This window comes from Acidobacteriota bacterium, assembly GCA_030774055.1.
GTDB lineage: Bacteria > Acidobacteriota > Terriglobia > Terriglobales > Acidobacteriaceae > JACPNR01.
Genome location: JALYLW010000021.1, coordinates 1 through 23,961, shown reverse-complemented (window position 1 = coordinate 23,961; position 23,961 = coordinate 1). Strand labels below are relative to the sequence as shown.

General features: G+C 64.9%; 24 protein-coding genes. 11 read left to right on the top strand and 13 right to left on the bottom strand.

Annotated elements, in window-relative coordinates; all coding sequences use genetic code 11:
- Positions 1–47: 47 nt before the first annotated feature.
- From M3P27_01975 to M3P27_01965, 3 genes are read right to left on the bottom strand one after another with little or no spacing between them, the layout of a single operon-like run.
- Complete coding sequence (locus M3P27_01975; GenBank protein ID MDP9267078.1) at positions 48–1,355, bottom strand: amidohydrolase family protein; 1,308 nt, start codon at positions 1,353–1,355, stop codon at positions 48–50.
- A 59-nt stretch (positions 1,356–1,414) separates the two neighbouring features.
- Positions 1,415–1,960: a hypothetical protein gene (locus M3P27_01970; GenBank protein ID MDP9267077.1), complete on the bottom strand. Its 546-nt coding sequence runs from the start codon at positions 1,958–1,960 to the stop codon at positions 1,415–1,417.
- A complete protein-coding gene (locus M3P27_01965; GenBank protein ID MDP9267076.1) occupies positions 1,957–2,799 on the bottom strand; it encodes a tetratricopeptide repeat protein in 843 nt (280 codons plus the stop codon). Before M3P27_01965 ends, M3P27_01970 begins: the two co-directional genes overlap by 4 nt.
- Before the next feature lie 132 nt (positions 2,800–2,931).
- Between M3P27_01965 and M3P27_01960 the strand changes: the two genes are divergently transcribed.
- The 6 genes from M3P27_01960 to M3P27_01935 all read left to right on the top strand — a co-directional run bounded on the left by M3P27_01960 (position 2,932) and on the right by M3P27_01935 (position 9,337).
- Positions 2,932–3,432, top strand: a complete 501-nt coding sequence (locus M3P27_01960; protein ID MDP9267075.1) for a RidA family protein — start codon at positions 2,932–2,934, stop codon at positions 3,430–3,432.
- 7 nt (positions 3,433–3,439) lie between these two features.
- Entirely contained in the window at positions 3,440–4,087 is a 648-nt protein-coding gene (rsmG, locus tag M3P27_01955) for a 16S rRNA (guanine(527)-N(7))-methyltransferase RsmG (protein ID MDP9267074.1), read from the top strand.
- Positions 4,088–4,746: 659 nt separating this feature from the next.
- A complete protein-coding gene (locus M3P27_01950) occupies positions 4,747–5,571 on the top strand; it encodes a ParA family protein (GenBank protein ID MDP9267073.1) in 825 nt (274 codons plus the stop codon).
- A gap of 50 nt (positions 5,572–5,621) precedes the next feature.
- On the top strand, positions 5,622–6,506 hold the full coding sequence (locus M3P27_01945) for a ParB/RepB/Spo0J family partition protein (protein MDP9267072.1): 885 nt from the start codon (positions 5,622–5,624) through the stop codon (positions 6,504–6,506).
- Between the two features lie 49 nt (positions 6,507–6,555).
- Entirely contained in the window at positions 6,556–6,705 is a 150-nt protein-coding gene (locus M3P27_01940; protein MDP9267071.1) for a hypothetical protein, read from the top strand.
- Positions 6,706–6,757: 52 nt separating this feature from the next.
- Complete coding sequence (locus M3P27_01935; protein ID MDP9267070.1) at positions 6,758–9,337, top strand: protein kinase; 2,580 nt, start codon at positions 6,758–6,760, stop codon at positions 9,335–9,337.
- Positions 9,338–9,447: 110 nt separating this feature from the next.
- Here M3P27_01935 and M3P27_01930 read toward each other — a convergent pair whose 3' ends face one another.
- The 5 genes from M3P27_01930 to M3P27_01910 form a co-directional block, all read right to left on the bottom strand.
- Positions 9,448–10,296: a hypothetical protein gene (locus M3P27_01930; protein MDP9267069.1), complete on the bottom strand. Its 849-nt coding sequence runs from the start codon at positions 10,294–10,296 to the stop codon at positions 9,448–9,450.
- 109 nt (positions 10,297–10,405) lie between these two features.
- On the bottom strand, positions 10,406–11,179 hold the full coding sequence (locus M3P27_01925) for a glucose 1-dehydrogenase (GenBank protein ID MDP9267068.1): 774 nt from the start codon (positions 11,177–11,179) through the stop codon (positions 10,406–10,408).
- Between the two features lie 35 nt (positions 11,180–11,214).
- Positions 11,215–11,703, bottom strand: a complete 489-nt coding sequence (locus M3P27_01920) for a nuclear transport factor 2 family protein (GenBank protein MDP9267067.1) — start codon at positions 11,701–11,703, stop codon at positions 11,215–11,217.
- Positions 11,704–11,735: 32 nt separating this feature from the next.
- Positions 11,736–12,530, bottom strand: a complete 795-nt coding sequence (locus tag M3P27_01915) for a gamma-glutamyl-gamma-aminobutyrate hydrolase family protein (GenBank protein MDP9267066.1) — start codon at positions 12,528–12,530, stop codon at positions 11,736–11,738.
- Positions 12,531–12,575: 45 nt separating this feature from the next.
- Positions 12,576–13,268: a hypothetical protein gene (locus M3P27_01910; protein ID MDP9267065.1), complete on the bottom strand. Its 693-nt coding sequence runs from the start codon at positions 13,266–13,268 to the stop codon at positions 12,576–12,578.
- Positions 13,269–13,488: 220 nt separating this feature from the next.
- Between M3P27_01910 and M3P27_01905 the strand changes: the two genes are divergently transcribed.
- On the top strand, positions 13,489–14,799 hold the full coding sequence (locus tag M3P27_01905) for an MFS transporter (GenBank protein MDP9267064.1): 1,311 nt from the start codon (positions 13,489–13,491) through the stop codon (positions 14,797–14,799).
- Here the strand turns inward: M3P27_01905 and mnmG are convergent.
- Positions 14,792–16,801: a tRNA uridine-5-carboxymethylaminomethyl(34) synthesis enzyme MnmG gene (mnmG, locus tag M3P27_01900; protein MDP9267063.1), complete on the bottom strand. Its 2,010-nt coding sequence runs from the start codon at positions 16,799–16,801 to the stop codon at positions 14,792–14,794. The two genes, M3P27_01905 and mnmG, sit on opposite strands and share 8 nt — an antisense overlap.
- Before the next feature lie 147 nt (positions 16,802–16,948).
- Here mnmG and M3P27_01895 point away from each other — a divergent pair, with 147 nt between their 5' ends.
- From M3P27_01895 to mnmE, 3 genes are all read left to right on the top strand, one after another.
- On the top strand, positions 16,949–17,641 hold the full coding sequence (locus M3P27_01895) for an iron-containing redox enzyme family protein (GenBank protein MDP9267062.1): 693 nt from the start codon (positions 16,949–16,951) through the stop codon (positions 17,639–17,641).
- A 3-nt stretch (positions 17,642–17,644) separates the two neighbouring features.
- A complete protein-coding gene (locus tag M3P27_01890; GenBank protein ID MDP9267061.1) occupies positions 17,645–18,058 on the top strand; it encodes a thioesterase in 414 nt (137 codons plus the stop codon).
- A 127-nt stretch (positions 18,059–18,185) separates the two neighbouring features.
- Positions 18,186–19,622, top strand: coding sequence for a tRNA uridine-5-carboxymethylaminomethyl(34) synthesis GTPase MnmE (mnmE, locus tag M3P27_01885; GenBank protein MDP9267060.1), 1,437 nt, complete (start codon positions 18,186–18,188; stop codon positions 19,620–19,622).
- A gap of 8 nt (positions 19,623–19,630) precedes the next feature.
- On the opposite strand, the gene M3P27_01880 is transcribed toward mnmE, so the two are convergent.
- From M3P27_01880 to M3P27_01865, 4 genes are all read right to left on the bottom strand, one after another.
- The gene (locus M3P27_01880) at positions 19,631–20,803 is read right to left on the bottom strand and encodes a dipeptidase (GenBank protein ID MDP9267059.1); all 1,173 of its coding nucleotides are present in this window, start codon (positions 20,801–20,803) and stop codon (positions 19,631–19,633) included.
- Positions 20,804–20,837: 34 nt separating this feature from the next.
- On the bottom strand, positions 20,838–21,512 hold the full coding sequence (locus tag M3P27_01875) for a hypothetical protein (protein MDP9267058.1): 675 nt from the start codon (positions 21,510–21,512) through the stop codon (positions 20,838–20,840).
- Between the two features lie 137 nt (positions 21,513–21,649).
- Complete coding sequence (gene ruvA, locus M3P27_01870) at positions 21,650–22,258, bottom strand: Holliday junction branch migration protein RuvA (GenBank protein ID MDP9267057.1); 609 nt, start codon at positions 22,256–22,258, stop codon at positions 21,650–21,652.
- A gap of 150 nt (positions 22,259–22,408) precedes the next feature.
- Positions 22,409–23,158 carry a hypothetical protein gene (locus M3P27_01865; protein MDP9267056.1) on the bottom strand — a complete coding sequence of 250 codons (750 nt, stop codon included), beginning with the start codon at positions 23,156–23,158 and terminating at the stop codon, positions 22,409–22,411.
- Positions 23,159–23,204: 46 nt separating this feature from the next.
- Between M3P27_01865 and M3P27_01860 the strand changes: the two genes are divergently transcribed.
- A partial coding sequence (locus tag M3P27_01860; GenBank protein MDP9267055.1) for an alpha/beta hydrolase occupies positions 23,205–23,961 on the top strand: 757 nt, incomplete at its 3' end.

Genomic DNA, 23,961 nt, shown 5'->3' with positions numbered 1-23,961 from the left:
CAAAAGGCCGGCGCAAGCCGGCCTTTGTTATTCTGTGCTGCCTTCGCTCACTTCGCGCGGTATTCGTTCTTGTGTACCACTCCGCCTTTCATCACGAACTTCACCGTCTCGAGCGCGCGGACATCTTTCGTCGGGTCGCCATCCACGGCGATGATGTCCGCCCACTTCCCGGCTTCGATCGTCCCAATCTTGTCATCGAGTCCGAGCAAGTTCGCGGCGTTGATCCACGAGGTCCGCAGCGCGTCCATCGGCGTCATGCCGAGCTGCACGTAGACGTTGAACTCGCGCGCGTTGAGCCCGTGCGGATAGACGGCTGCGTCGGTGCCGAACGCCACTTTCACGCCGCTGGCGAAGGCGTGCGCCAGGTTCTTGCGCGCCTCCGGCATAACCGCGTGTGCCTTGGCGCGCGCGAACTCAGGCAGTGCGGTGGCTTCGTTCTCGAGCAGCCAGTAGCCGAGGTAGAGTGTGGGGACAAGGTACGTCCCATTCTTCTTCAGCGCCGCGATGCCTTGATCGTCGATGTAGGACCCGTGCTCGATGGAATCCACGCCGGCTTCCGCGGCCCAGATGATGCCGGGGCCGCCATGCGCGTGCGCCGCGACCTTGCGGCCGAGGCGATGCGCTTCCGCCACGATCATCTTCATCTCTTCGAGCGAATACTGCGAGGCTTTGGGATCGTCGCCGCGCGAGAGCACGCCCCCGGTGGCGCAGACCTTGATGAGGTCGGCGCCGTACTTGATGATCTCGCGCACCTTGTGCTGCACCGCTTCCACGCCGTCGGCTACGCCGTCGTTGCTCTTGCGCCACTCGTAGGGCAGCAGGTTGTTGTCGCAATGTCCGCCGGTGATGCTGAGCGCGGGCCCACTGGCGAGGATGCGCGGTCCCACCACGCCGCCGGAGTTGATGGCGTCGCGCAGGTCGATATCGGAATATCCGCCGGCGCCGACGTTGCGGATGGTGGTGAAGCCAGCTTCGAGCGTCGTCTTGGCATACTGCGCGCCGTAGAGCGCCTCGCGCGCCGTCGAGGTTGCCAGTCCAGAGTAGCCGTGATGCCAGGGATCGCCGGTGATGTGCGTGTGCGCGTCGATCATTCCGGGCACAACCGTCGCGTTCGACAGGTCGATGAGCGTCTCGCCCGGGGCGATGGCTTTGAATGGTCCGCCCACGCGCACGATCTTGTCGTTCTCGATCACGATGGCTTGGTCAGTGAGCATCTGCCCGGTCTTGACGTCGAGCAGGCGTCCGGCGCGGATGATGGTACGCCGTACCGGCGGCGCGGCTGGCGCAGGTGTTTGCGCCACAGCCGAGGCGATTAGCGTGAGCACGACGAGCAGAGCTCTAACAATGCGTTTCATGGGTCTCCTGGAAAGGAAGTTCTGCGTTCATCCGCGGGAGGTTCTGGTGGAGCGCGCGATTATACGCCTGGGCTAAGCGCTATCCGGACCAATGCCAGCGGCACGCCCACGCCGAGCGCCACGGCGTAGGCCACGCCCGGCCAGAACGCGCGCGCGAACTCGACTGCGCGCAGCGCCGCGAGCAGCGGGAAGGTGAGCAAAGCGAGCACGTTGCCGCGCTTTGCCGCGGCCGGCGCGAGCTTCCACAGATGCTTTATGTCGGCGGTGCCGGGCAGCGCGTGCACCCCCATCGAGAATCCCAGCCAATAGAACAGATAGGCCAGCGGATCGAATATCCGCAGCTCCCACACCGGCAGGAAGACCGCCCAGCAGAAGAGCACGCACAGCGCGCTGTTGATGAAGAACGGGCCCAGCGTCTCGCCAGCGGCCGCGCCGAAGTGGTTGGAGTGCTCGTGCTGCACGTGTCCGAAGGGCGGCGCCAGCTCGAGGAAGCGGACATCGAAGATGGCGAGCTTGAACATCCGGCAGAACATGAGGTGTGCGGCCTCGCGCACCATCGCGCCCGGGAAGGTCAGCGCCGTCAGGAAGATGCCGACGGTGATCATCCTTTCGGTCTCTGTTTTGACGTCTGCTTCGGCCGCTTCCCTTTCGGCGCTGGTGGAACGCCGGCCTGGTTTGCAGATTGGTTTGCGGATTGGTCTGCAGCTTGTGCCGCGAGCGTCTTCGCGGCGGCGTCGAGCGCTGGCATCTCGGGATAGAGCGTGGCCGCTTCGCGCATCTTCCGTGCTGCTGCGCCGAGCTTCCCTTCCCGCGCCAGCCGCGCGGCTTCGGCGGCGAGGTCGTTGGCCGCGACGGCGCGCTCCCAGATCTGCGTGACCTCGCGGAAGAGCGCGTCCCTGGCTTCGTACTTCGGATGTCCGTTGAGCAGCAAGCGCGCACGCTCGTAGTCGCCGGCGAGCAAGTAGGCTTTCACCGTGAGCAGGAAGATGCGATCGGATTCACTGCCCGCCTCGAGCACTGTGCGCAGCTCCGTGGCAGCTGACGCATACTGCTGCTGCTCGAGCAGGCGCTCGCCCGCGAGCAATGCCTGGGCCGCTTCCACGTATGCGCTGCCATGCCAGAGCGCGAACGCGGCCAGCGCAACGATGGCCAGCAGCCCGAACTGCACCCACGCCGGGAATGGGACTTCGTAGAAGCGCTGCCGGCACTTGAAGCAGAGCGGCGCGCCCGCGACTTTGAGCCACTCCGTCTCGCCCTTGTCGGCGCCGCACTCGGAGCAGATGGTGGGATCGACGGCGCGCTCGATCTTGAGTGCGCGTCCGCCGGCCTGCGCGTCTTGCGCGCGGCGCGTGGCGCAAGGCTCGCACACCGTCACGCCATCGAGCGCATACATCTTGGCCAGCGGGAGCGACGTTTTGCAGGTGCGGCAGGGAGCGCGGCGCATGCGTTGTTTGTGAGACCTGACGGATTATGGGCGGCGAACGCGCGATTGCAAACCGAAATCTTGCCGGATTCCCTTTCCCGCGCGCGGCGCGTATCGTTCCCGTACATCTCCTTCCGCTTCGGAGGCCGCCCTATGTCCCGCTTGCCCGTTCTCTTGCCCTTCCTCTTGTTCGCCGCGACGCTGGCTTTCGCCGGTGCCAGCAACAGCACCCGCGAGGCCAAGCCGCACCGGTACGTGAACGTCGCGACCCATTTTGCCGAGCTGCCATTCACCGACGCGGTGCTCGCGGGCGACACGCTCTACGTCTCCGGACGCATCGGCCTCGACCCGCAGACGCGCAAGGTGCCCGCCGCGATCGAGGATGAGGTCCATCTGCTGATGGACGCGGTCAAGGCCTCCGTCACCGAGGCCAACCTGACGATGGACGACGTGGTCAACGTCACCATCTATTGTCCCGACCTCACCCTCTACGACCGCTTCAACGCTGTCTATAAGACCTACTTCACCGCCGGGCGCTATCCCGCGCGCGCGTTCATCGGCTCCGGGCCGCTGCTCTTCGGCGGACACTTCGAGATCACCGCCATCGCCGTCCGCCAGGCTACTCCGGCGAAAGCAACAGGGAAGAAGAAGTAGGAGCAGCATGGAGACGGCCCGAATCGCGCAAGAAAAGACAGCGGAGTTGCTGGCGCCGTTTGTGGGCGAGCTGCCGCGCGAGCAGCTGCAGCAGATATCGAAGTACATCGATATCCTGCTGAAATGGAATGAGAAGACCAACCTCACCGCGGTGCGCGATCCCGAGCAGATCGTGTTGCGCCACTTTGGCGAGGCGTTCTTCGCTGCCCGCGCCCTGCTCCAGCCGGATAGTGCGCTCGACGTGATCGACGTCGGCTCCGGCGCCGGCTTTCCCGGTTTGCCGCTCAAGCTCTTCGCTCCGCGCGTCCGGCTGACCCTGGTAGAGGCGCAGGAGAAGAAGGCCACCTTCCTGAGAGAGGTAGTGCGTGCGCTCGCCTTCGGCAGCGTGAAGGTGCTCGCCACACGCGCGGAGACGCTCACCGTGCAGGCCGACCTGGTGACCTTGCGCGCGGTCGAAAGATTCGACGCCGTCCTGCCCGTCGCCGGACGCCTCGTCAAGCCCGGTGGCCGGCTTGCGCTCCTCATCGGCACCGGCGAGATCGGCAGCGCACACCAGCTCCCCGAGTTCCAGTGGCAGGAGCCGGTCAAGGTGCCGCAGTCGCGCAATCGCGTCCTGCTGGTAGGGAATCATCCAGAGCAAGAATCAACGCGATAACAAGTGGTCCCGCGATGGCGTGCCCACGCGGTTCCACCACCCGATTGAGAGTGAACCTGCGCCGAACCCATCTGGAAATACTCAGAATCACAGTCGCCAAGAGGATGGCGTGAGAGGTTCCGGCGGCCGGCGCTGCGTCCATAAGTAGTTAACATCTACGCTAGAAGTGGAGTAGCTGTGCGGCTTTGGTGCAATAATCGCGCACGGATGGGTTGGGAATTGCCTATATTCATGAGTTAAAGTGGGTTGTACTTGCAATTCCGCGCCCTTCAAGCTCGCCTGGATGCGCGACGTGGCAGGCGGCGAGTTCGCGTCCTCCAGAACCTTACCCGTAATAGTGGGACGGAACCTCGATTTCTGGCGGATCTCGATGGAAAGAGTGGCGTGTTCGCGTCATTTGTGGCCAGAAACGTTGGAAAAGCGACCTGAGAACCAAGTTAGTAACTAGGCCGACCCAGCGCTGTTCCACGTGGAACATTGACCCCGCGGACCCGCGCGCTCGCTCGACCTCCCTCTGAAATCCCTCTGAGCCCGCACCGCCCATGTTCCACGTGGAACAGTTTTCCGCAATTTGGACGAGAAATCCGAGAAATCCTCGGTTGCGCAATCCGCGCAGCAAAGCTACTCTCGGAATCGCTACTGGCCTCTCCCTAAAACTCATGGCACGCGTCATCGCTGTCGCCAACCAGAAGGGCGGCGTGGGTAAGACCACCACCGCCATCAACCTGGCTGCCTCTTTCGCTGCCGCCGAGGTTCCGACGCTGTTGGTGGACTGCGACCCGCAGTCGAACTCCTCCAGCGGCCTTGGATTCCACCGTGATCCGCAGCGCCTCTCCACCTACGACCTGCTGATGGCCTCGGCCAGCGCCGAAGATGCGATCCTTCAATCGGGCACTGAGAAACTCGCCACCATCCCCGCGCACAAAAACCTGATCGGCGCGAACCTCGAGTTGGTCGGAGCTGAGCGCCGCGAATTCCGCCTGCGCGAAGCACTCGCGCCGGTCCGCGACCGCTATCAGTTCATCGTGCTCGACTGTCCGCCGGCGCTCGATCTGCTGACCCTGAACGCGCTCGTTGCCGCGGATTCCGTGCTTATTCCCATGCAAGCGGAATACTTCGCGCTCGAGGGGGTGTCCGAGTTGCTGGACACCATCGAGCGCATCCGGCAGAGCTTCAATCCCGACCTCGCCATCGAGGGTGTCGTCCTGACCATGTATGACGACCGCACCAACCTCGCCCAACAGGTGGCCAAGGACCTGAAGCAGTTCTTTGGCGACCAGCTCTGCCGCACCACCATCCCGCGGAATATCCGCCTGGCGGAGGCGCCGAGCTTTGGCAAGCCGGCGCTCGACTATGACCCGCAATCGCGCGGCGCAGAGGCTTACATCAAGTTGGCGAAGGAGCTGATCACGCGGGCAGAGAAGCGCCAGGCCGCCGCTGCGCAGGTCCACGAGAAAGTCGCCGCGGCCGCGGTTGAACATTAGGTTTCGGTCTAACAGTAAGGGAGAGGGGGAGTTCTAATGGGAGTTTCCTTATGAACGACAAGCGCAAGGTCTTGGGACGCGGCTTGGAGTCGCTGCTACCCGGAGCGCGTGCCACCGCTACGGCGCCGCCGCCAGTGGCGACCGCGCAGGAAAACGGCGTTCGCGAGATCCCCATCGAGGAGATCGAGCGCAACCCCTACCAGACGCGCACCCGCCTCGACGAGGTGGCGCTGCATGAGCTGGCCGCGTCTATCCGCTCGAATGGCGTCGTCCAGCCGGTGATCGTGCGCCAGGTCGCAGGACGCTTCCAGCTCATCGCCGGCGAACGCCGCTGGCGCGCCTCGAAGCTGGCAGGGAAGCCGACCGTGCCGGCCATCGTGAAAGCGGTCTCGAACGAGCAGGCGATGGAGATGACCATCATCGAGAACCTGCAGCGCGAGGACTTGAACCCGATCGAGCAGGCGCGCGCGTATGAGCGCTTGGCGCGCGAGTTCAACCTCACGCAGGAGCACATGGCGCAGCGTACCGGCAAAGACCGCTCGTCGGTGGCGAACTTCCTGCGACTGCTGCGCCTGCCGGTCGAGGTGCAGCTCGATGTGGAGAGCGGAGCGCTCAGCTTCGGCCACGCCAAGGTGCTGATGATGCTCGACGCCGCCGACGCACAGCTCGAGCTCGCCAAGCGCGCGGTCGAAGATGCGCTCTCCGTCCGGCAACTCGAGGAGATCATCCACGACCTGATGCATCCGGCGGAAAAGCCGGAGCGGCAGAAGCGCGCGGTGGATCCGAACGTCGCCGAAGCGGAGAGGGAACTCGAGCGCGCGCTCGGCGTGCGGGTGGAGATCCGCGACCGCGGCGGCAAAGGGAAGATTGTGCTGCGCTACGGCTCGCTCGAGGACTACGACCGCGTGGTCGAGATGCTGGGGGCCCGCAAATAAAGTTGCAATGGAATCGCATATCGATGGGCATCGATATAACGGAAAGGGCATGATCCGCAAACTCAGCTCCGGCAAATATCGTCTCTATTCGCGGAAGAAGGATCCGAAGACGGGGAAGCGCCGCAACCTCGGCACGTTCTCGTCACTCGCCGCGGCCAAGAAGCACGAGCGCGCGGTGCAGTTCTTCAAGCGCGGCTAAGGCGCGAAGACGCTGGGCTTTCGTCGCTTCCGGGCTATAATCCGCGCACTCCATGACACTGTCTGCCGGCAGTAAGCTCGGACCTTACGAGATCCATTCCCCCGTCGGCGCGGGTGGCATGGGCGAGGTGTATCGGGCGCGCGACACGCGGCTGGGCCGCGACGTCGCCATCAAGATCCTGCCCGAGGGTTTCACTCAGGATACCGACCGTCTGCGGCGCTTCGAGCAGGAAGCGCACGTCGTCGCCACTCTCAACCATCCGAACATCCTGGCGATCTTCGACGTCGGCAAGGAAGATGGCGCGCCCTATCTCGTCACCGAGCTGCTCGAGGGCGAACCGCTGCGCGAGAAGTTGAAGAGCGGTCCGCTGCCGGTGCGTCGCGCCCTCGAATACGCCCTGGGCATCGCGCACGGGCTGGCGGCGGCGCACGAGAAGGGGATCGTCCACCGCGACCTCAAACCGGAGAATGTTTTCGTTACGCGCGATGGACGCGTCAAGATCCTCGACTTCGGCCTCGCCAAGCTGGCGCGGGCGGAGGCCGCCGCGGCCGGCGCCACGCTCGACAGTCCGACCATCGATCACGCGACCTCGCCGGGCATGCTCCTGGGGACGGTGGAGTACATGTCGCCGGAGCAGGTGCGAGGGCAGCCCGCCGACAGCCGCTCCGACATCTTCGCGCTGGGGACAATGCTCTACGAGATGCTGGCGGGCGCCCGCGCTTTCCACCGCGAGACCGCGGCGGAGACGATGACCGCGATCCTGAAAGAAGATCCGCCGGAATTCACCGACGCCGCGCACCCGGTACCGCCGGGACTGGAACGCATCGTGCGGCGCTGCCTGGAGAAAACGCCGGAGCAGCGCTTCCAGTCTGCACGCGACCTCGCTTTCGCGCTCGAGTCGATCTCCGGGATGTCGAGCGGGTCGGTCGTCGCTCCCGCCCGCGCGCTGGGCAAGGGCCGCAGTTGGCGCACGCCGGCGGGGGTCGTACTCGTGGCCGCGCTCGCGGTCGGCATGTATTTTGCCGGGCGCGGCATGGCACCGAGGGGGAACTCGGCGGCTGCGTACCGGCAACTCACTTATCGTCCACAAAGCATCTTCCGCGCGCTCTTTGCGCCCGACGGGCAGACGGTGATCTTCACCGCCGCCGACGAAGGAACGTCGCCCACGCTGTACACCATCCACCCTGACTATCCCGAGGCTAAATCTTCGGGATTGAAAGGCGTGCAGCTGCTGGCGGTGTCAAAGAAGGGAGAGCTGGCGCTGCTCACGCACGCGCAATTCCTCTCGCATCGGCTTTTCCGCGGGACGCTGGCTCGGATGCCGCTCGGCAGCTCCGCGCCGCGCGAGATCCTGGAGGGCGTGGAGGAGGCGGACTGGACGCCGGACGGCTCGGAGCTTGCGATCATCCGCGAGGTCGGTGGCAAGACTCGGCTGGAGTATCCGGTGGGGACGGTGCTGTACGAGACGGCGGCCTATGTGAGCGACCTGCGCTTCTCGCCGAAGGGCGACCGCATCGCCTTCTTCGATCATCCGGGGAAGTTTGACGACCGTGGCGCCGTGTCGGTGGTGGAGATTGCGACAAAAAGAAAGACGGACCTGGCGGGCGGGTTCTGGGGAATGGAGGGTTTGGCTTGGTCGCAGGACGGCGGAGAGGTGTTCTTCTCCGCCAGCACCGGCGGCGCTAACTACCAGCCGCGCAGCGTGACGCTGCAGGGGAAACAGCGGCTGGTGCTGCCGGCGGCGGGCAGCCTGATCCTGTATGACGTGGCGCCGGGCGGCCGCTGGCTGGTGGCGCGTGGAGACCTGCAGCACCGGGTCGTGGCCAAAGACCCCGCAAGCGGTGCCGACCGCGATTTCTCGTGGCTCGATTTCTCGATCGGCCCCAGCATCTCCGACGACGGTCGTCTCATCGCTTTCAGCGAGGAAAGCTCGGCTATGGGCGCGAACTACGCCATGGTGCTGCGCAAAACCGACGGTTCTCCGGCGGTGGTGCTCGGTGAGGGTATCGGCCCTGTGTCGGGCGATGGGAAGTGGGTGGCCTCGGTTGTCGCCACGACCCCGCCCAAGTTGATGTTGTATCCCACCGGTGCGGGCGAAGGACACCAGTTGGAGCCAGGCTTGCTGGTGGGTTACGCAGGAGTCAGCTGGTTCCCCGACAGCAAACGGCTCCTGGTGTGCGGGAACGAAGCGGGCCGCGCGACGCGGTGCTTTGCCCAGGATATTGCTGGTGGCCCACCGAAACCCATCACGCCCGAAGGCATCCAGCTCGCATGGGTATCTCCGGATGCAAAGACCGTTCTAGGACTGGCCCCAGACCAGTGGAAATACTTCCTCTATCCCATCGGCGGCGGCGAGCCCCGCACGCTCCCGCAAATGACGCGGGACATGATCGCGATCGGATGGAGCGGTACCGATTCCGTACTGCTTTACCGTACCGGGCAGTTGCCGTTGCGGGTGGAAAAGATGGACCTAGCAAGCGGACGCCGCACGCCGGTGCGTGACCTCTCCCCAGCGGACCGCTCCGGGGTGCTCGGGATCAGCAGCATCGCCATTTCGCCCGACGGCAAGTCCTATACGTACGGCTACCCGCGCGATGTCTCGCAGCTGTTCACCGTCGAAGGCGTGAAGTAGGCGCTAGTGATCGGCCAGCGGGACCAGCTCCGCAATCGCTTGCCGCAAGCGCTGCAAGGTGTGTTCCAGGTCGGCGAGGCGGCGCTGACGAAAGGCGAGCCGAGGGAAGCCTACTTCTTCAGCGGGTTGTAATTGATGGGACCGGCGTTGAAGCGCCCATCGGGCTGGGGTGCGTTGTAGGTCACGGTGTTGAGGAAGCGCTGGCGGTACATCTCCCCATTGCGGAACCACGCCCAGCTCAGCGGCGACTGGATCCCCTGCAGGAGCCGGTAGTTGTCGTACACCTCATCTTCTTCGGTGCGTTCGCCCGTCTCATCGCGCACGGTGTAGCTTTTCTTGATGGGCAAGTGCGAATCGGTGGAGACGTAGTAGCTCACCCCGCGGTTCTGCGCGTCCATGATGGTGATCTTCTCCGCCGGCTTCGACTCGGCGATGGTCAAGCCCTCGTAGAAGAGCGCGGTGCCCGGCGCCTTCAGCCAGCGCCGCAACACGGCTTCGTTCGAATACTCGCGCCGCTGGAGATATTCCTTCAAGTCATCGGGATCGAGCATGCTCGTTCCCTTGTAGGTCGTCTCCCAGGCCTGGTTGCCGTTGTAGATCACGATCCAGTCGCGCTGCTTGGTGAGCTCCATGCGGTCTTTGTCGGGATACTTCCAATAGCGCCAGAACATCACACCTGTCCCTGACGGATTGCCGTGGTAGAAGCGATAGCTGCGTCCCACCTCTTCGCGCGTCTGATAGTTGAGGTAGGCGTCGCCGCCGAGCGCGCGGAGCATCTGGTCGAGCAGCGCCTTGGCGCGCTTCGCGTTCTCGCTGTCGTTCGGGATCGCGGTGGGACTCGGGCTGGAAGCCGTCGGCGGCGTTTGCGCCGGCGTGGTCACGACTGCCGGCTTCTGCGCGAACGCAGATGCGGCAGCAGTGACGATGATGGCGAGCAGGGAACAGAGGGTTCTCTTCATTAGGCTTTGGGCTTTGATTTTTGGACTCTTACATTAGAAGCAGGAGCTGAGACTCTGGCTGCTTGCGAGCATCGTTTTCTGCTCGGTACTCGGTACTCGCAACTCGGTACTAGCCCACCAAAACCGCGCCCCCGTTCACGTTGAACACTTCCCCAGTCACGAATCCCGCGCCCTCGCCGCAGAGAAAGACGATGCACGCGGCCAGCTCTTCCGGCGTCCCGGCGCGGCCGAGCGGAATGGTCGCAAACACCTTCGGCGCGATGGTTGGATCCTCGAGCGCCGGTGCCGCCATATCCGTTGCGACCCATCCGGGCGCCACGCAGTTCACCCGGATCTTGTCACGCGCCAGCTCGGTGGAGAGTCCCTTGGTCATGCTGATAAGCGCGCCTTTGGTAGCGGCATAGTCGCAGTGCAGCGCCTCGCCACGCTGCCCAGCAGTGGAACTGATGAGCACGACCGCCCCGCCCTCGCCTTGCCGCTTCATCTGCGCCACCGAATGTTTCACCAGCCCGAAAACAGAGTTCAGGTTCACGCCCATGGTGTTCATCCATTGCTCATCGGACATGCGATCGATGGGCGCGTCGTTGGGCGGCCATATGCCGTGGTTCGCCACCATGATGTCGAGCCTGCCAAAATGCTTGACCGTCGCCTCGACCAGCGACCGCGCGTGTTCGGGCGTGGACAGCTCCTGCTGGAAGGTGGCGGCGTTCTCGCGTCCGCAGGCCTCGACGACCTTGTCCGCGCGGACGGCGGCCTTATGATAGTTGAATGCGACCTTCGCACCGGCCTTGGCCAGCATCTCGACCGTCGCCGCGCCGATGCCGCGCGACCCGCCGCTGACCAGCGCAACCTTGTTCGTGAGTGAGAGTTCAATGGCCATCATCAGAGAGACGGATTATAGATCCAGCGCGCTATCACCTACTGCGCCGGCCCCGGCAAAGACATGTGCTCATGGACCACAAGCCACTTTCCGTCGCGCCTTTCGAGCACTGCGGTGTAGCGCCCTTCCGGTTTTTCTATGCCGCCATCTTTTCGCGTGAGTTCGGCATGCCACGTAGCCGTTGCCCACGCCAGGTTGCCGCGGTGATGGGTGCGCAGATCATCGTTCAGCGTGAACTTTGCCGACTTGTACGGAGCAAAAGCCTTGGGCACGCCGGCTGCGTAACCCGCCCAGCCGTTGTACTTCATGGGAGCGATATCGAAAAACGTGAGGTCTGCGTCCTTCGCATAGAACGGCGCTGCCTTTTGGGGGTCCAAGTTTCCCCAGGCGGCATAGAGTTGCTTCAGTACCGTGCTTACGTCGTCGTCGGCGGTGGTTGGCTTGGCTTCTTTCTTCCCTTGCGCAACCGCTGGCAATACCAGCAGCAACAATCCGAATCCCACTGTGATCAGGATCCTCCGTGTCATAGCGCTCCTCCTGGAATATCGGCGCGAGAAGTTTACGCGCGCCAGTGCTTCGCCGCTTCCACGAACGCCACGAATAACGCCCGCGACGCCGGCTCTTCCGTGTACGTCCGCTCGGGATGCCACTGCACGCCGAGCACGAAATGCTCGGGCTGCGTTCCCTCGATCGCTTCGATCACACCGTCGTCGGGCGACGTGGCGACCGCGCGCAGTCCGTCACCCACAACGTCCGCCGCCTGGTGATGGCTCGAGTTGATGGGGATAGTCAGCGTCGCAGGCTCTTCGACCGGGCCGTGGCCTTCGCTATTCTCTTGGCCGGGACCGATCGAGGGCTCGGTAGTATCGAGCACCGTAGGCGCGACGATCGAGCCGAGGATCGAATCCGCCGGGATCGCCGCGTTGTGTGCGCGGACGACCGCTCTGCCCGCCTCGTGATTCACCGCGGTCGCAAGATGCTGGCGCAGCGTGCCGGTGCGCCACACATTCAAGATCTGCATGCCGTAGCAGATGCCGAGCAGCGGCTTGCGCAGGTTGTAGGCGTCCTGGATGAGGAGCTCATCCACGTTGTCGCGCTGCGGGTCGGCGGGCGCGGACTTCGCGTCGCGCGCCTGGCCATATTTCTCGGGATCAACGTCCGCAGACGAACCCGGCAGCAGCACCGCGGCACATTGCGACGCTATCTTTGCGATCTCCGCCGGCGCGGCGCCGAGCGGCACCACGACCGGTTCGCCTCCGGCCGCGCGAATGGCTTCTTCATATTGCGGCAGCGCGCGCGCATTGTACTCCGGCTTGTCGGAGGTGGGCTGCGGGATGGCGATCTTCGGTCTCATTTATTCAAGGGCTCCGCGGTGCAGCCGCTTCGCCCTCGCGGCCGACTAGAAATGCGTCGCGCCTTCGCGCTCGTAGCGGTGCTTCTCCTCGAGCGCGTGTAGCGCTTCCTTCATCTCGTGCTCGATCTGGTGCGTGAAGCTCGCCAGCTTCGCGCCCGGCGCGGCGGATCCGTTGGCCAGCGAGATGAGTCCGTGCGCGGCCAGGTCGCGCTGCGCCAGCTCGAGCATGTGCTCGGCGGTGAGGTTGAGATAGAGCAGGTCGAAGGGCTCGGCAACTTCGACCTCCGCTCCGTCCGCCAGCTTCGACAGCCAGAAAACCTTGCGCCGGATAAAGTTCACCACCTCGTCATCGGGCGCGGTGCCAAAGACGAGGCGGTTCTTCTTGAAGTCGTAGTGGCGGCTCGACACGGTCACCGGCTGCCGCTTGCCGCTCTTGATGAGCTCGAGCTGCTTGCGGTCCAGATCTTTGCGGATGGCATTGATCACCGCTGGTTCGGCGTGCTCGCGGTCGAGTGAAGGCAGCGCTTCCTTGATGACCTGCGTGAGCTGCACGGATATCTCGGCGCGAAGTTCGGCGCCCGGGCCGGAACCATCCGCCAGCGTCATGCGCCCGTGCAGCACGTGGAAGTCGGAGCCGGCGACGGCAGGGTGGAATGGCCACTGCATCGCGATGGTCACGGGCAGGCCGCAAAGCGTCATGAAATGGCCGGCGGCCGCGCCGGTGGGTCTGTCACTCATTGCACATCCTCACTGCAGCGCTCACGTTGGGAACTCCCATTCTAATGCAGGCGGTAGCAAGGGTCATGCTGAGGCGACCGAGGGAGCCCGGCATTTCGAACCGGGGTGGCAAGAGCCGCGCTTTCGGTCCCCAAGCATCTCGGTTTCCTTCCCCATTCCCTCCGTGTCCTCCGTGCCTCCGTGGTGAACGGCACTCCCTGCGCGCTAGACTCAGCAGGCCATGCCGGCACAGCAATCCATCTCGCTCTCCAGCTACCTCCGCCTGCTGCGCGGCAACGCGAACTTCCGCCGGCTCTGGTTCGCGGAGATCGTCAGCGAGCTCGGCGACTGGTTCTACATGGTGTCGCTGTATGCGATGCTGCTCGAGTTCACCGGACGCGCCGAGTCCATCGGCCTGGCATTCGCCCTCCAGGTGCTACCGCAGGCGCTGACGGGGCCGTTCGCCGGCGTGATCAACGACCGCATCAGCCGCCGCAAGGTCATGATCTTCACCGACGTGGCGCGCGCCGTCATCATCGGCTGCGTGCTGTTCGTGCGCACGCCCGAGATGGTGTGGCTCGTCTATCCACTGCTCTTCCTTGAGACCGTGATGTGGGGGTTGTTCGAGCCCGCGCGCACCGCGGTGATCCCCAACATCGTGAGGGAAGACGAGACGCTCATCGCCAACACGCTGGCCTCGAGCACGTGGTCCATGAACATGTTCATCGGCTCGGCGCTGGGTGGCGCGGCAGCAGTGTGGCTCGGCCGCGACCTCATCTTCACTCTGGACGCGGCATCGTTCCTCGTCTCCGCGCTGCTGCTCTCGCGCATGCGCTTCACCGAACCCCACCTCGCCGCCCGCGGACCGGCGAGCCTCAGCGACCTCTTCGATCACTCCGAGGTGGTCGAGGGACTGCGCTACGTCCGCCGCGACCGCCGGCTGACCTCGGCCATCCTGGTGAAGGGCGCGCTCGGCGTGACTGGTGCGAGCTGGGTCATCTTCCCCATCTTCGGGAAAGATATTTTTCCCTGGCATGGTAAGGACGGTGCGGGCGTCACTCCGGAAAACGGCGCGCTCATTGGGATGAGCCTGCTGATGGGCGCGCGCGGCCTCGGCTCGCTGCTCGGTCCGCTCACCGCGGCGCCGTGGGCGGCGCAGCGGCTCACGCGGCTGCGCCTGGGCATCCTGCTCGGCTTCCTCGCCTATGGGCTCGGTTATCTCGCGCTGGGATGGATCCCCGACGACGACCGCTGGCTCGCCTATTCCGTCGTCGCGCTCTCGCACATGGGCGGCGCCGTCATCTGGGTCTTCTCTACCACGCTGCTGCAACTGCTTACCGACGACCGCTATCGCGGACGCGTCTTCGCCGCTGAGCTGGCCTGCTGCACCGTGACGCTCGCACTCACCTCGTTCCTCGCCGGCGTGGTCATCGACCACGGCGTGAACGTGCGCACCGTCGCCATCTGGACCGGATGGATCACGCTGCTCGCCGCGCTGTGGTGGATGTGGGCTGGATTCAGGGATGAGCGGGCTGAGGGAAAAACTAGCTAGACAGCGCGGCCGCCTGCCGCCGCTTTCCCTGGATCTCGATGTAGACATTCACCAGCGAGACCGCTGCCGGCGTCACGCCGGGGATGCGCGAGGCCTGGCCCAGCGTCCGCGGACGCACGTGCGCCAGCTTTTCCTTCATCTCGCGCGAGAGTCCGCTGACGGTCGCGTACTCGAACCACTCCGGGATCCCGCGCTGCTCCGACTTCTTCAGCCGCTCGATCGCCTTCTCCTGCTGCGCCAGGTAGCCGGCGTACTTGATCTCCGTCTCAACGGACTTAAGTTCGTTGCGGATGATCGCCGCGCGGATGGACTCATTGGTCTCGCCGCGCTCGAAGAACTCCGGATACTCGCGCTCCAACTCCGGCCGCAGCAGTTCTATCGTCACTTCAGGACGCTTCAGCAGTTGTGCCAGGGTTTGACCGGCTGCGTCTGGCCACTGACCACTGGCCACTGACCACTTCGTCTTACCCAGCACATCCGCCATCCGCCGCAGGCGCTCCTGCTTGGCTTGGAACTCGGTCCAATCGCTGTCGCCGATCATGCCCACGCGGCGCCCATGCGGCGTGAGCCGGCGGTCGGCGTTGTCGATGCGCAGGTGCAGCCGGAACTCGGCGCGCGAAGTGAACATGCGGTAAGGCTCGTTCGTGCCCTTGGAGATGAGGTCGTCGATCAGGATGGCGATGTAGGCCTCGGTGCGATCGAGCACGAGTGGCGGCTCGCCCTTGAGTCTGAGCGCGGCGTTGATGCCCGCCATGATGCCTTGCGCGCCGGCCTCTTCGTAGCCTGACGTACCGTTGATCTGCCCGGCGAGATAGAGTCCGGCGATCTTTTTCGTCTCCAGCGTGCGCTCGAGCTCAGTCGGGTCGATGGCGTCGTACTCGATGGCGTATCCCGGGCGCAGCATCGCCGCACGCTCGAGTCCGGGCACGGACGCGATTACCGCAAGTTGCACGTCCACCGGCATCGAAGTGGACATCCCGTTGACGTAGACCTCGTGCGTGTTCAATCCCTCGGGCTCGAGGAAGAGCTGGTGGGTAAGCTTCTCGGGAAACTTGACGATCTTGTCTTCGATGCTGGGGCAGTAGCGCGGCCCGATGGATTGAATCTGCCCGGAGTACATCGGCGAGCGATGCACGTTCTCGCGGATGATGCGGTGCGTCTCCTCGGTGGTGAACGCGATGTAGCACGGCACTTGCTTCTGCTCGATGCTCTTAGTCCGGAAGCTGAAGGGCGTGGGCTCGAGGTCTCCGGGCTGGGCGGTGAAGCGCGACCAGTCGATGGTGCGTCCGTCGAGTCGCGGCGGCGTGCCCGTCTTCAGGCGCGTGCCGCGCAGGCCGAGCAGCTTGAGCGCTTCGCCGAGCAACTGCGATGGCGGTTCGCCGGAGCGTCCCGCGGGATACGTCTGCTCGCCGCAGTGGATCAGCCCGTTGAGGAATGTCCCGGTGGTGATGATGACGGCGCGCGCGCCGATGCTGCGTCCGTCGCGCAGGCGGATGCCGACCGCGCGGCTGGCTCGCGAGTTCTCAGTTCTCAGTTCTCGGTCCGCAGACAAGTCATCGGCCACTGAGAACTGGGAACCCCGTGTTTGAGAATCATGAACTGAGAACTCCTCGAGCATCACATCCGCGACCTCGGCCTGCTGGATAGTGAGGTTCGGCTCGCGCTCCAGCACCTCGCGCATCTTCACCCGGTACTGGCTCTTGTCGCACTGCGCGCGCGGTGACCATACCGCCGGGCCGCGCGACGTGTTGAGCAGGCGGAACTGTATGCCCACCGCGTCGGTGACCTCGCCCATCACGCCACCGAGGGCGTCGATCTCTCGGACCAGGTGCCCCTTCGCGATGCCGCCGATCGCCGGATTGCACGACATCTGCGCGATCAGGTCGGTGTTCAGCGTGAACAGCGCGGTCTTCAATCCCATGCGCGCGGCGGCCACAGCGGCCTCGCATCCCGCGTGCCCCGCGCCCACTACGACCACATCGAATTGTTCGGTGAATGCCATGACGGAACGAAGCCGTACTCCGCTCCCCTGGAGAGGACGCGGGCCTGTTATTCATTCTAGCAATGTGGGGCGTCCTGCGTAGAACGGCACTGGCGATGCGGCCCGCAGTTCCGTATATTGTTTATTCCGGGAAGAAAGGATACGCCCATGGAACGCCAGAGATTCTTCGCCGAGCTCGATCGCCGCATCGCGCAGCACGACCTGCTTTGCCATCCTTTCTATAAAGCGTGGAGTGCGGGCACGCTCACGCGCGCCGAGCTGCGCGAGTATGCTGCGCAGTACTACAACCACGTCGCCGCGTTCCCTCAGCACTTGGCCACATTGGCCGAATGGCTCCCTGCGTCGGAGTTACGCTCAGCGGTTTTGGAGAACGAAGCCGACGAACGCGGCGTCGGCGCGCCCGACGGCCGCACGCACGACGAGCTCTGGCTCGACTTCGCCGAGGGTATGGACGGAACGCGCCGCGGCGCCGCGCCGCTGGCTGAGGTCCGCGAGCTGATCTCCGGCTTCGAGCGCGTAGCACGCGAAGGCGCGCCGGAAGAAGCGCTCGCCGCGTTCTACGCCTACGAATCGCAGGTGCCGCGTGTGGCGAAAGAAAAAGCTCGCGGACTGCGCGAGCTCTATGGCGCTGGCGACAAAGCTTGCCGCTATTTCGATCTGCACCAGACCGCCGACGTCCATCACTCCGGTGTCTGGCGCGAGCAGCTTGCGCAGCTCGTCACCGATGGCGGCGGCGGCGACGCGGAGCGCGCTTTGACCGCGGCCGAGTCCGCGGCGAAGGCGCTGTGGCGCGCGCTCGACGGCATCGAACGCGAGCGGCTGGCACGGCGCGCCGCGTAGGCATTGAAGCCCGTTCCCATCGGCGCGCGCGCCCGAAGCAGCGAGACGGTCGAGCGCAAACACACGCTCACCCATCATCACGATGAGCTGCCGCCGGTGTATTCCACGCCTGACATGATCCGCCTGATGGAGACGGCGTGCTTCCACGCGCTCCTGCCCTATCACGACGCGGGCGAGATCACCGTGGGCACGGCCATCCACGTGGAGCATCGTGCCGCCACCGGCGTGGGGACCGAAGTCCACGCCGAAGCGGTGATGGAATCCTTCGACGGACGCTTCTACACCTTGCGCGTCCGCGCATGGACAAAAGACATCGACGAGGCGGGCGGCGAGAAAGAGATCGGACGTGGGACCGTCTCGCGCGCAGTCGTCCACGTGCCGAGTTTCCTCGGCAAGATAGCGGCCGCGAAGAAGTGATCCTGACGGGGCGGCGCTTCGGCGTCGCCGCCCAGCTTGCCCTCCCGTCATCCCGACGCTCGCGACCGCGCGCCTAAGGCGAAGCATCGAAGCATCGCGGAGCGAGAGCCCCCACTACAATGTCCCGGTGCACCTCGACGACACCATCGTCGCCATCGCCACGCCCGCCGGACGCGGCGGCATCGGCGTGGTCCGCTTGTCCGGCCCGGACGCCCGCGCCATCGCCGCGCCGCTGCTGCGGCTGAAGCACGAACTCGCCGCCGGCCATGCCGTGACCGGAGACCTAGTGGAGCCAGAGCCGGGTGAGCGACCGGCGAGTGCTGGCCCGCACGAGCCGGACGCGAGGACGCAGCAGGCCGCCGGGGTTGCGGGCGTTGCGGAGCCCTCGAAGATCGACGAAGTCGTCGCGACTTTCTTCGCCAAGCCGCGCTCCTACACCACCGACGATGTGGTCGAGATCTCCACGCACGGCTCACCAGTCGTGCTGCGCCATGTGCTTGAGCTATGCCTCGCGCGCGGCGCGCGCCTCGCCGAGCCGGGCGAGTTCACCATGCGCGCCTTTCTCAACGGACGCATCGACCTTACCCAAGCTGAAGCCGTCCGCGACCTGATCGAATCGCAAACGCTCTACCAGGCGAAGGTCGCGGCGCAGCAACTCGAGGGCGCACTCTCGCGGCGGCTGGCTCCCCTCAAGGAAGAACTGGTGCAACTCATCGCGCTGTTAGAAGCCGGTGTGGATTTTGCCGAAGACGACGTGAGTGTGCTTCCCGCGGGGAAGATCCTCGACCGCCTCAAAGCGATTGCAGGCCCGCTCGACAAACTTCTGGCGTCTTTCGCGTACGGCAAAGCGGTGCACGAAGGCATGACGCTCGCCATCGTCGGACGGCCGAACGTTGGCAAGTCATCGCTCTTCAACCGGCTGGTCGAGCGCGAGCGCGCCATCGTGACCGCCACGCCCGGCACCACGCGCGATCTGGTCTCAGAGACAGTCGCGCTCGGCGGTATCCCGGTGAAGCTGGTGGACACCGCCGGCATCCGCGCCGCGCATGACGAGGCCGAAAGCCTCGGCATCAAGAAGAGCTACGAGGCGCTGGCCGACGCCGACCTCGTACTCGTCGTGCTTGACGCTTCGCAGCCGCACACCGCCGAAGACGATGCGTTGCTGCGCGCAGCCGATGGGCGCGAGCACATCGTCGTCGCCAACAAGATCGACCTCGCCTCGGGAAACTCACGATTTGAGACTGGAAATGGTCTGGTAGAGACTTCCGCCACCACCGGCGCAGGGATCCCTGGACTCAGAGCGGCGATCCTGCGTCACGTTGCCGGTGACACCGGCGCACAGATGGAGAGCGGATTCCTCACCAACGTCCGCCATGAAGCGCTCGTCCGCGAGTCGCTTGCCGCGCTCGCGGCGGCGGAGCATTCCACTCAGCAGAATGCTCCGCACGAGATGTTGCTACTCGACCTCTACAACGCGTTGCGTCCGCTCGACGCCATCACCGGCGCCACCACGGCAGACGACATCCTGAACCGCATCTTCAGCCAGTTTTGTATCGGAAAATGACGCAGCGGTTATTGCTCGGGGAGCGTCTCGCGCAGCAGGCGAAAAACATTTCCGCCCATGATCTTCGCGATCTCCGGTTCAGTGAATCCTTGCTGCATCAGTTCCTGGGTGATGAGCGGCAGGCCGGTCACGTCGAACGGCTCGACCACCGCGCCATCGAAATCCGAACCGAGTGCGACGTGGTCCGCGCCCACCACGCCGGCCGCATAACGGATCGCCCGCACGATCGCGCGCGCGTCATTACCACAGGTCGCCACGTCCCAGAATCCGATGCCGATAACGCCGCCGGTCGCGGCGATCTTCTTTAACTGCGCATCGCTCAGATTGCGCTGGTTGTCGCAGGTGCCGCGGACGCCGGTGTGCGAGACCACCACCGGCCGCGTCGCCATCGCCGTCACGTCGTCGATGGTCTGGGCGGAGGCGTGCGCCAGGTCCACCAGGATCTTCCTGCGCTCCATCTCGCGCACCAGCGCGCGGCCCGGTTCGGTGAGCCCATACTTCCTCGCGCCGTGCGCGGACCCGGCGAACTCATTATCGAAAAAGTGTGCCAGGCCGATCATGCGGAAGCCGGCGTGATCGAGCGCATCGAGATTCCCGAGTTTGCCATCGAGCGCGTGCGCGCCTTCGATGCCCAGTATCCCCGCCACCAAATGACGATCACTCTGCCAACGCTCCAGGAAACTTGTAAGCTCGCCGCGCGAGCGCACCAGCACCAGGCGGCCGCCGGAGTGGCGCGAGGCGCTGCGCAGCTCCGCCGCCTGCTCGAGAGCCCGCGCGGTGCGGCTGAACCAAGTGGACGGGGGCTTGAGGCGCACAACATAGGCGAGAGTCAGTTCATCCGTGTCGGCGGTGTTGCGTTCGAGGTTCAGATGCTTCGGCGACTGCGTGACCACGGTGAAAAACTGCAGCGCTTGGTTCGCCTCGATCATGCGCGGCACGTCGAGCTGTCCGCGGGTGGAGCGGTGGGCGAGTCCGCGGTCCCAGAGCAGCGAATCGGCGTGCATGTCGGCGATGAGCAGCCGCTGATGCAGTGCCTCAGCCGCCGGCGATACTGAATACGGTGGCCGCTGTAAGACGGCGTTCATCTCGCGGTCCATCCGGATCGTCTGGTAGTACGCGTAGCTCCACCCCCCGATCAAGCCGGCAGCAAGCAGCAGCAGGAGGAGAGTCTTTCGCGTCATTGAGTGAACTACGTTGCAGTGGTAGGCGAGCAGTCTACGGGTTCTGGACCCAGTCGATCTCTTCCATCGGGATGAGGACGAACTCCATCGCGCCGTTGATCTCGTTCAGATCGTCGCGGCCCTTCTGGAACGTCACGAAGCGATGTTCGGCGTCGTCCGCCGTAGGGTCGAGCAGCGTGAGTTCGCGCACCTCCCACAGGCGCGCGCCGTTGGCTCCGATGTATTCGTCATATGCCACGCCGACCGCGATGTAGGCATGCATGCGCCAGAAAAAGATCATGGGACGTCCACGGCGGACGGCCGCGATCAGGTCTTCGGCGCCGATGGTCGTGCCGGCGAGGAAAACGCGCGCGACCACGCGCATCTTTTTCTTCGGCGAGAGAACATATTCGCCGTTGACGGCCTCGCCCAGCTTGCGCAGATTCGGGGCACCGTCATCGCAGAGCTCGCCACCAAATGCTTTTTGCACCAGCACATGCTGGTCGACATTCACGGAATCGAGCGCCAGGATGCTCTCCGTCGCCGCCGCCCATCCCCAGCTACTGCACTTCTCCGCCGGCGTGACCACGGCAAACTCCGGCAACTGCGCTGTCCCCGGCTTCTTGTAGTAACCGGGCTTCTTGCCGGCTTGCGCCAGGGGAACAAACGGCGCACACATCGCAAGCACCACGAAGATAGCGAGCCAAACGAAAGTGCGCAGACGGACCATGCCCGAACTATAGCGCGGAAGCGGGCGCGCAGCCGTTATCGGAGAAGGTTCTCTGCGCGGGGTCATGCTGAGATGACCGAGGGCCCCCGGCGTTCTCTTCAGCCGGGGTCTCGGTCTCGAAGCATCTCAGGTTCTTGCTACTTGGACAACGCCGCCAACGCTTGCCGGAACAACGCATCGAAGCTTGCCGACTTTTTCCCGTCTGGCCCCGCACCATTCGCCGCCGCGGCCGCGACCGCGCGCTCGGCGTGCGGCCTCTGGTAGCCCAGGTTCACCAGCGCAGAGAGCACATCTTCTTCCAGCGGCGAGCCGGCTGCGGCTCTTGCCGGCGCCGCCCCGAACGAGTCGAGCTTGTCTTTCAGCTCCAGCGCCAGGCGCTCCGCCGTCTTTTTGCCCACGCCGGGGATCTTGGTCATCCGGCCGATGTCGCTCGAGCGGATCGCGCCCACAATGTCCGCGGCGCTTGGCATGCCGCTCAAAATGGTCATGGCCAGCTTCGGCCCCACACCCGAGACGGAGATCAGCCGCTCGAACAGCCGCTTTTCTTCCGCGCGCAGGAATCCAAATAGCGCCAGCGCATCCTCGCGCACGTGCGTATGCACGTGCAGCGCGACTTCGCCGCCGGTCGGGGGCAGCTCGGTGAATGTGGTCACGCTGATGACGAGGTCGTAGCCCACGCCGCCGGCTTCCACGATGGCCTGGCCGGGATGCTTCGAGATGAGCTTGCCGCGAAGGTGCGCGATCACAGCTCGATTATTACCACGGAAAGCGCCGGATTCCACGCTGACTTTGCTTAAACCGTTTCACCATGGAGACACGGAGAACACAGAGGTTTTCTTGGGGTTCTCCGTGCACTCCGTATCTCCGTGGTGAGTAGGCTCGTGGTGGAAACGGGTCTAGGCTTTTCGGCGGTAGAAGACGTTGAACTCGAAGCTTGGGTTCGGCGGGAAGAGTTCCGCCACCTTCTTTAGCCGCTCGGCGAGCGCCGGCGGGGCAAGCAGCGGATACTCGCGCTCGCGCAGCTCGTAGTAATCCACGTCGAGATACAACGACAGCATGTAGATGGCGATGGAGTCGGCGAAGGCAGCGGAAAGGTAATCGTTGTGCGCGCGTTCGTTGACCGTGCCGCCGGGCGTAGGCAGCGCGAGCTTGCGGGCATCATGCGCGTCGAGACTCGTCTCGCCGCGGACACCCTCTTCCACCTGCTTCCACGCCAGCTCGGCGAACTCGTGCGCTACTCCGGCGCGCTCGACGAAGGCGTGGCCCACGTTGATGTAGAACTCGAAAGCGACGGAAAACTTGTCGTCCATCAGGCGGGTGGAGATGAAGACACACTGCGAATCGCCGATGGCGAGGTTGCGATGGCAGACGGCACGATCGGAGAGCGCGACATCGTAGCGGTCGGCGATCAGCGTCTCGTCGCCCTCATTCACCGTCAGTGGGACGAAGTAGTAGGCCTTCCGCGCCTCGGCCAGCGCGGCCGCGATGGCGCGCGGAACCGCCGCGACCATGCGCTCGAGCTCGCTCGCCGTGATCGCCGTCTCGCCCGCCGCCGCGAAGCACACCCCATTCGGCGCCTGCGATACCTGCACCTGCTGGATAATCTCGCGCGCCGTTTTCGTGCCTGCCTGGACTGTGCTGGCCATCGATTTTCATTGTAGTACAGCGATTGCGCGCCAGTAGTATCGCAGCGTGACCACCCGCCGCAAACGCGCCCTCCAGACCGCCGCCTGGACTGCGACTGCGGCCATTGTCCTGCTCCTCGCCGGCACGCTTGGCATGCCGACACTGTGGCATCTGCGCGCGCTCTACGTGCTCGAGAAGGTGGCGGACCCGAAGGCGCAGCCGGCGGTTGGCACGCTCGTAGCGCAAGCGATCGTCGAAAGCGAGATCGCGGTCCAAGCGCCGTCCGGCCCGATGCGCGCCCGTCTCTACCTGCCGCGGCATCCGGCGGCGGCGGGCATGGTGGTGGTGCACGGCGTCCACTTCGACGGCGTCGACGACCCGCGCTTGCGCGCTTTCGCGCGCGCGCTCGCTGGAGTCGGCGTGCCCGTGCTCACGCCGCACATCACCGCGCTCACTGAGCTGCGTGTGGAACCGAGCGAGATCGATTCCATCGGCGCAGCGGTGAAGGAACTCGCGCGGCGCACCGGCAACCCGGTCGGTGTATTTGGACTCAGCTTTGCCGGCGGCCTCGCGCTGCTCACCGCCGCGGATGAGCGCTACCGGCACGACATTGCTTACGTTTTCGCCGCCGGCGCGCACGCGGATATGGCCCGCGTCGCGCGCTACTACTCCACCAACGAAGACGCGCGGCCCAACGGCTCGCCGCAAAGACTGCGCGCGCATCCCTACGGCGCGATGATCCTCATCTACACGCATCCCGAGGATTTCTTCTCGGATAAAGAAGCGCCCGTCGCGAAGGAAGCGCTGCGGCTCGCGCTCAACG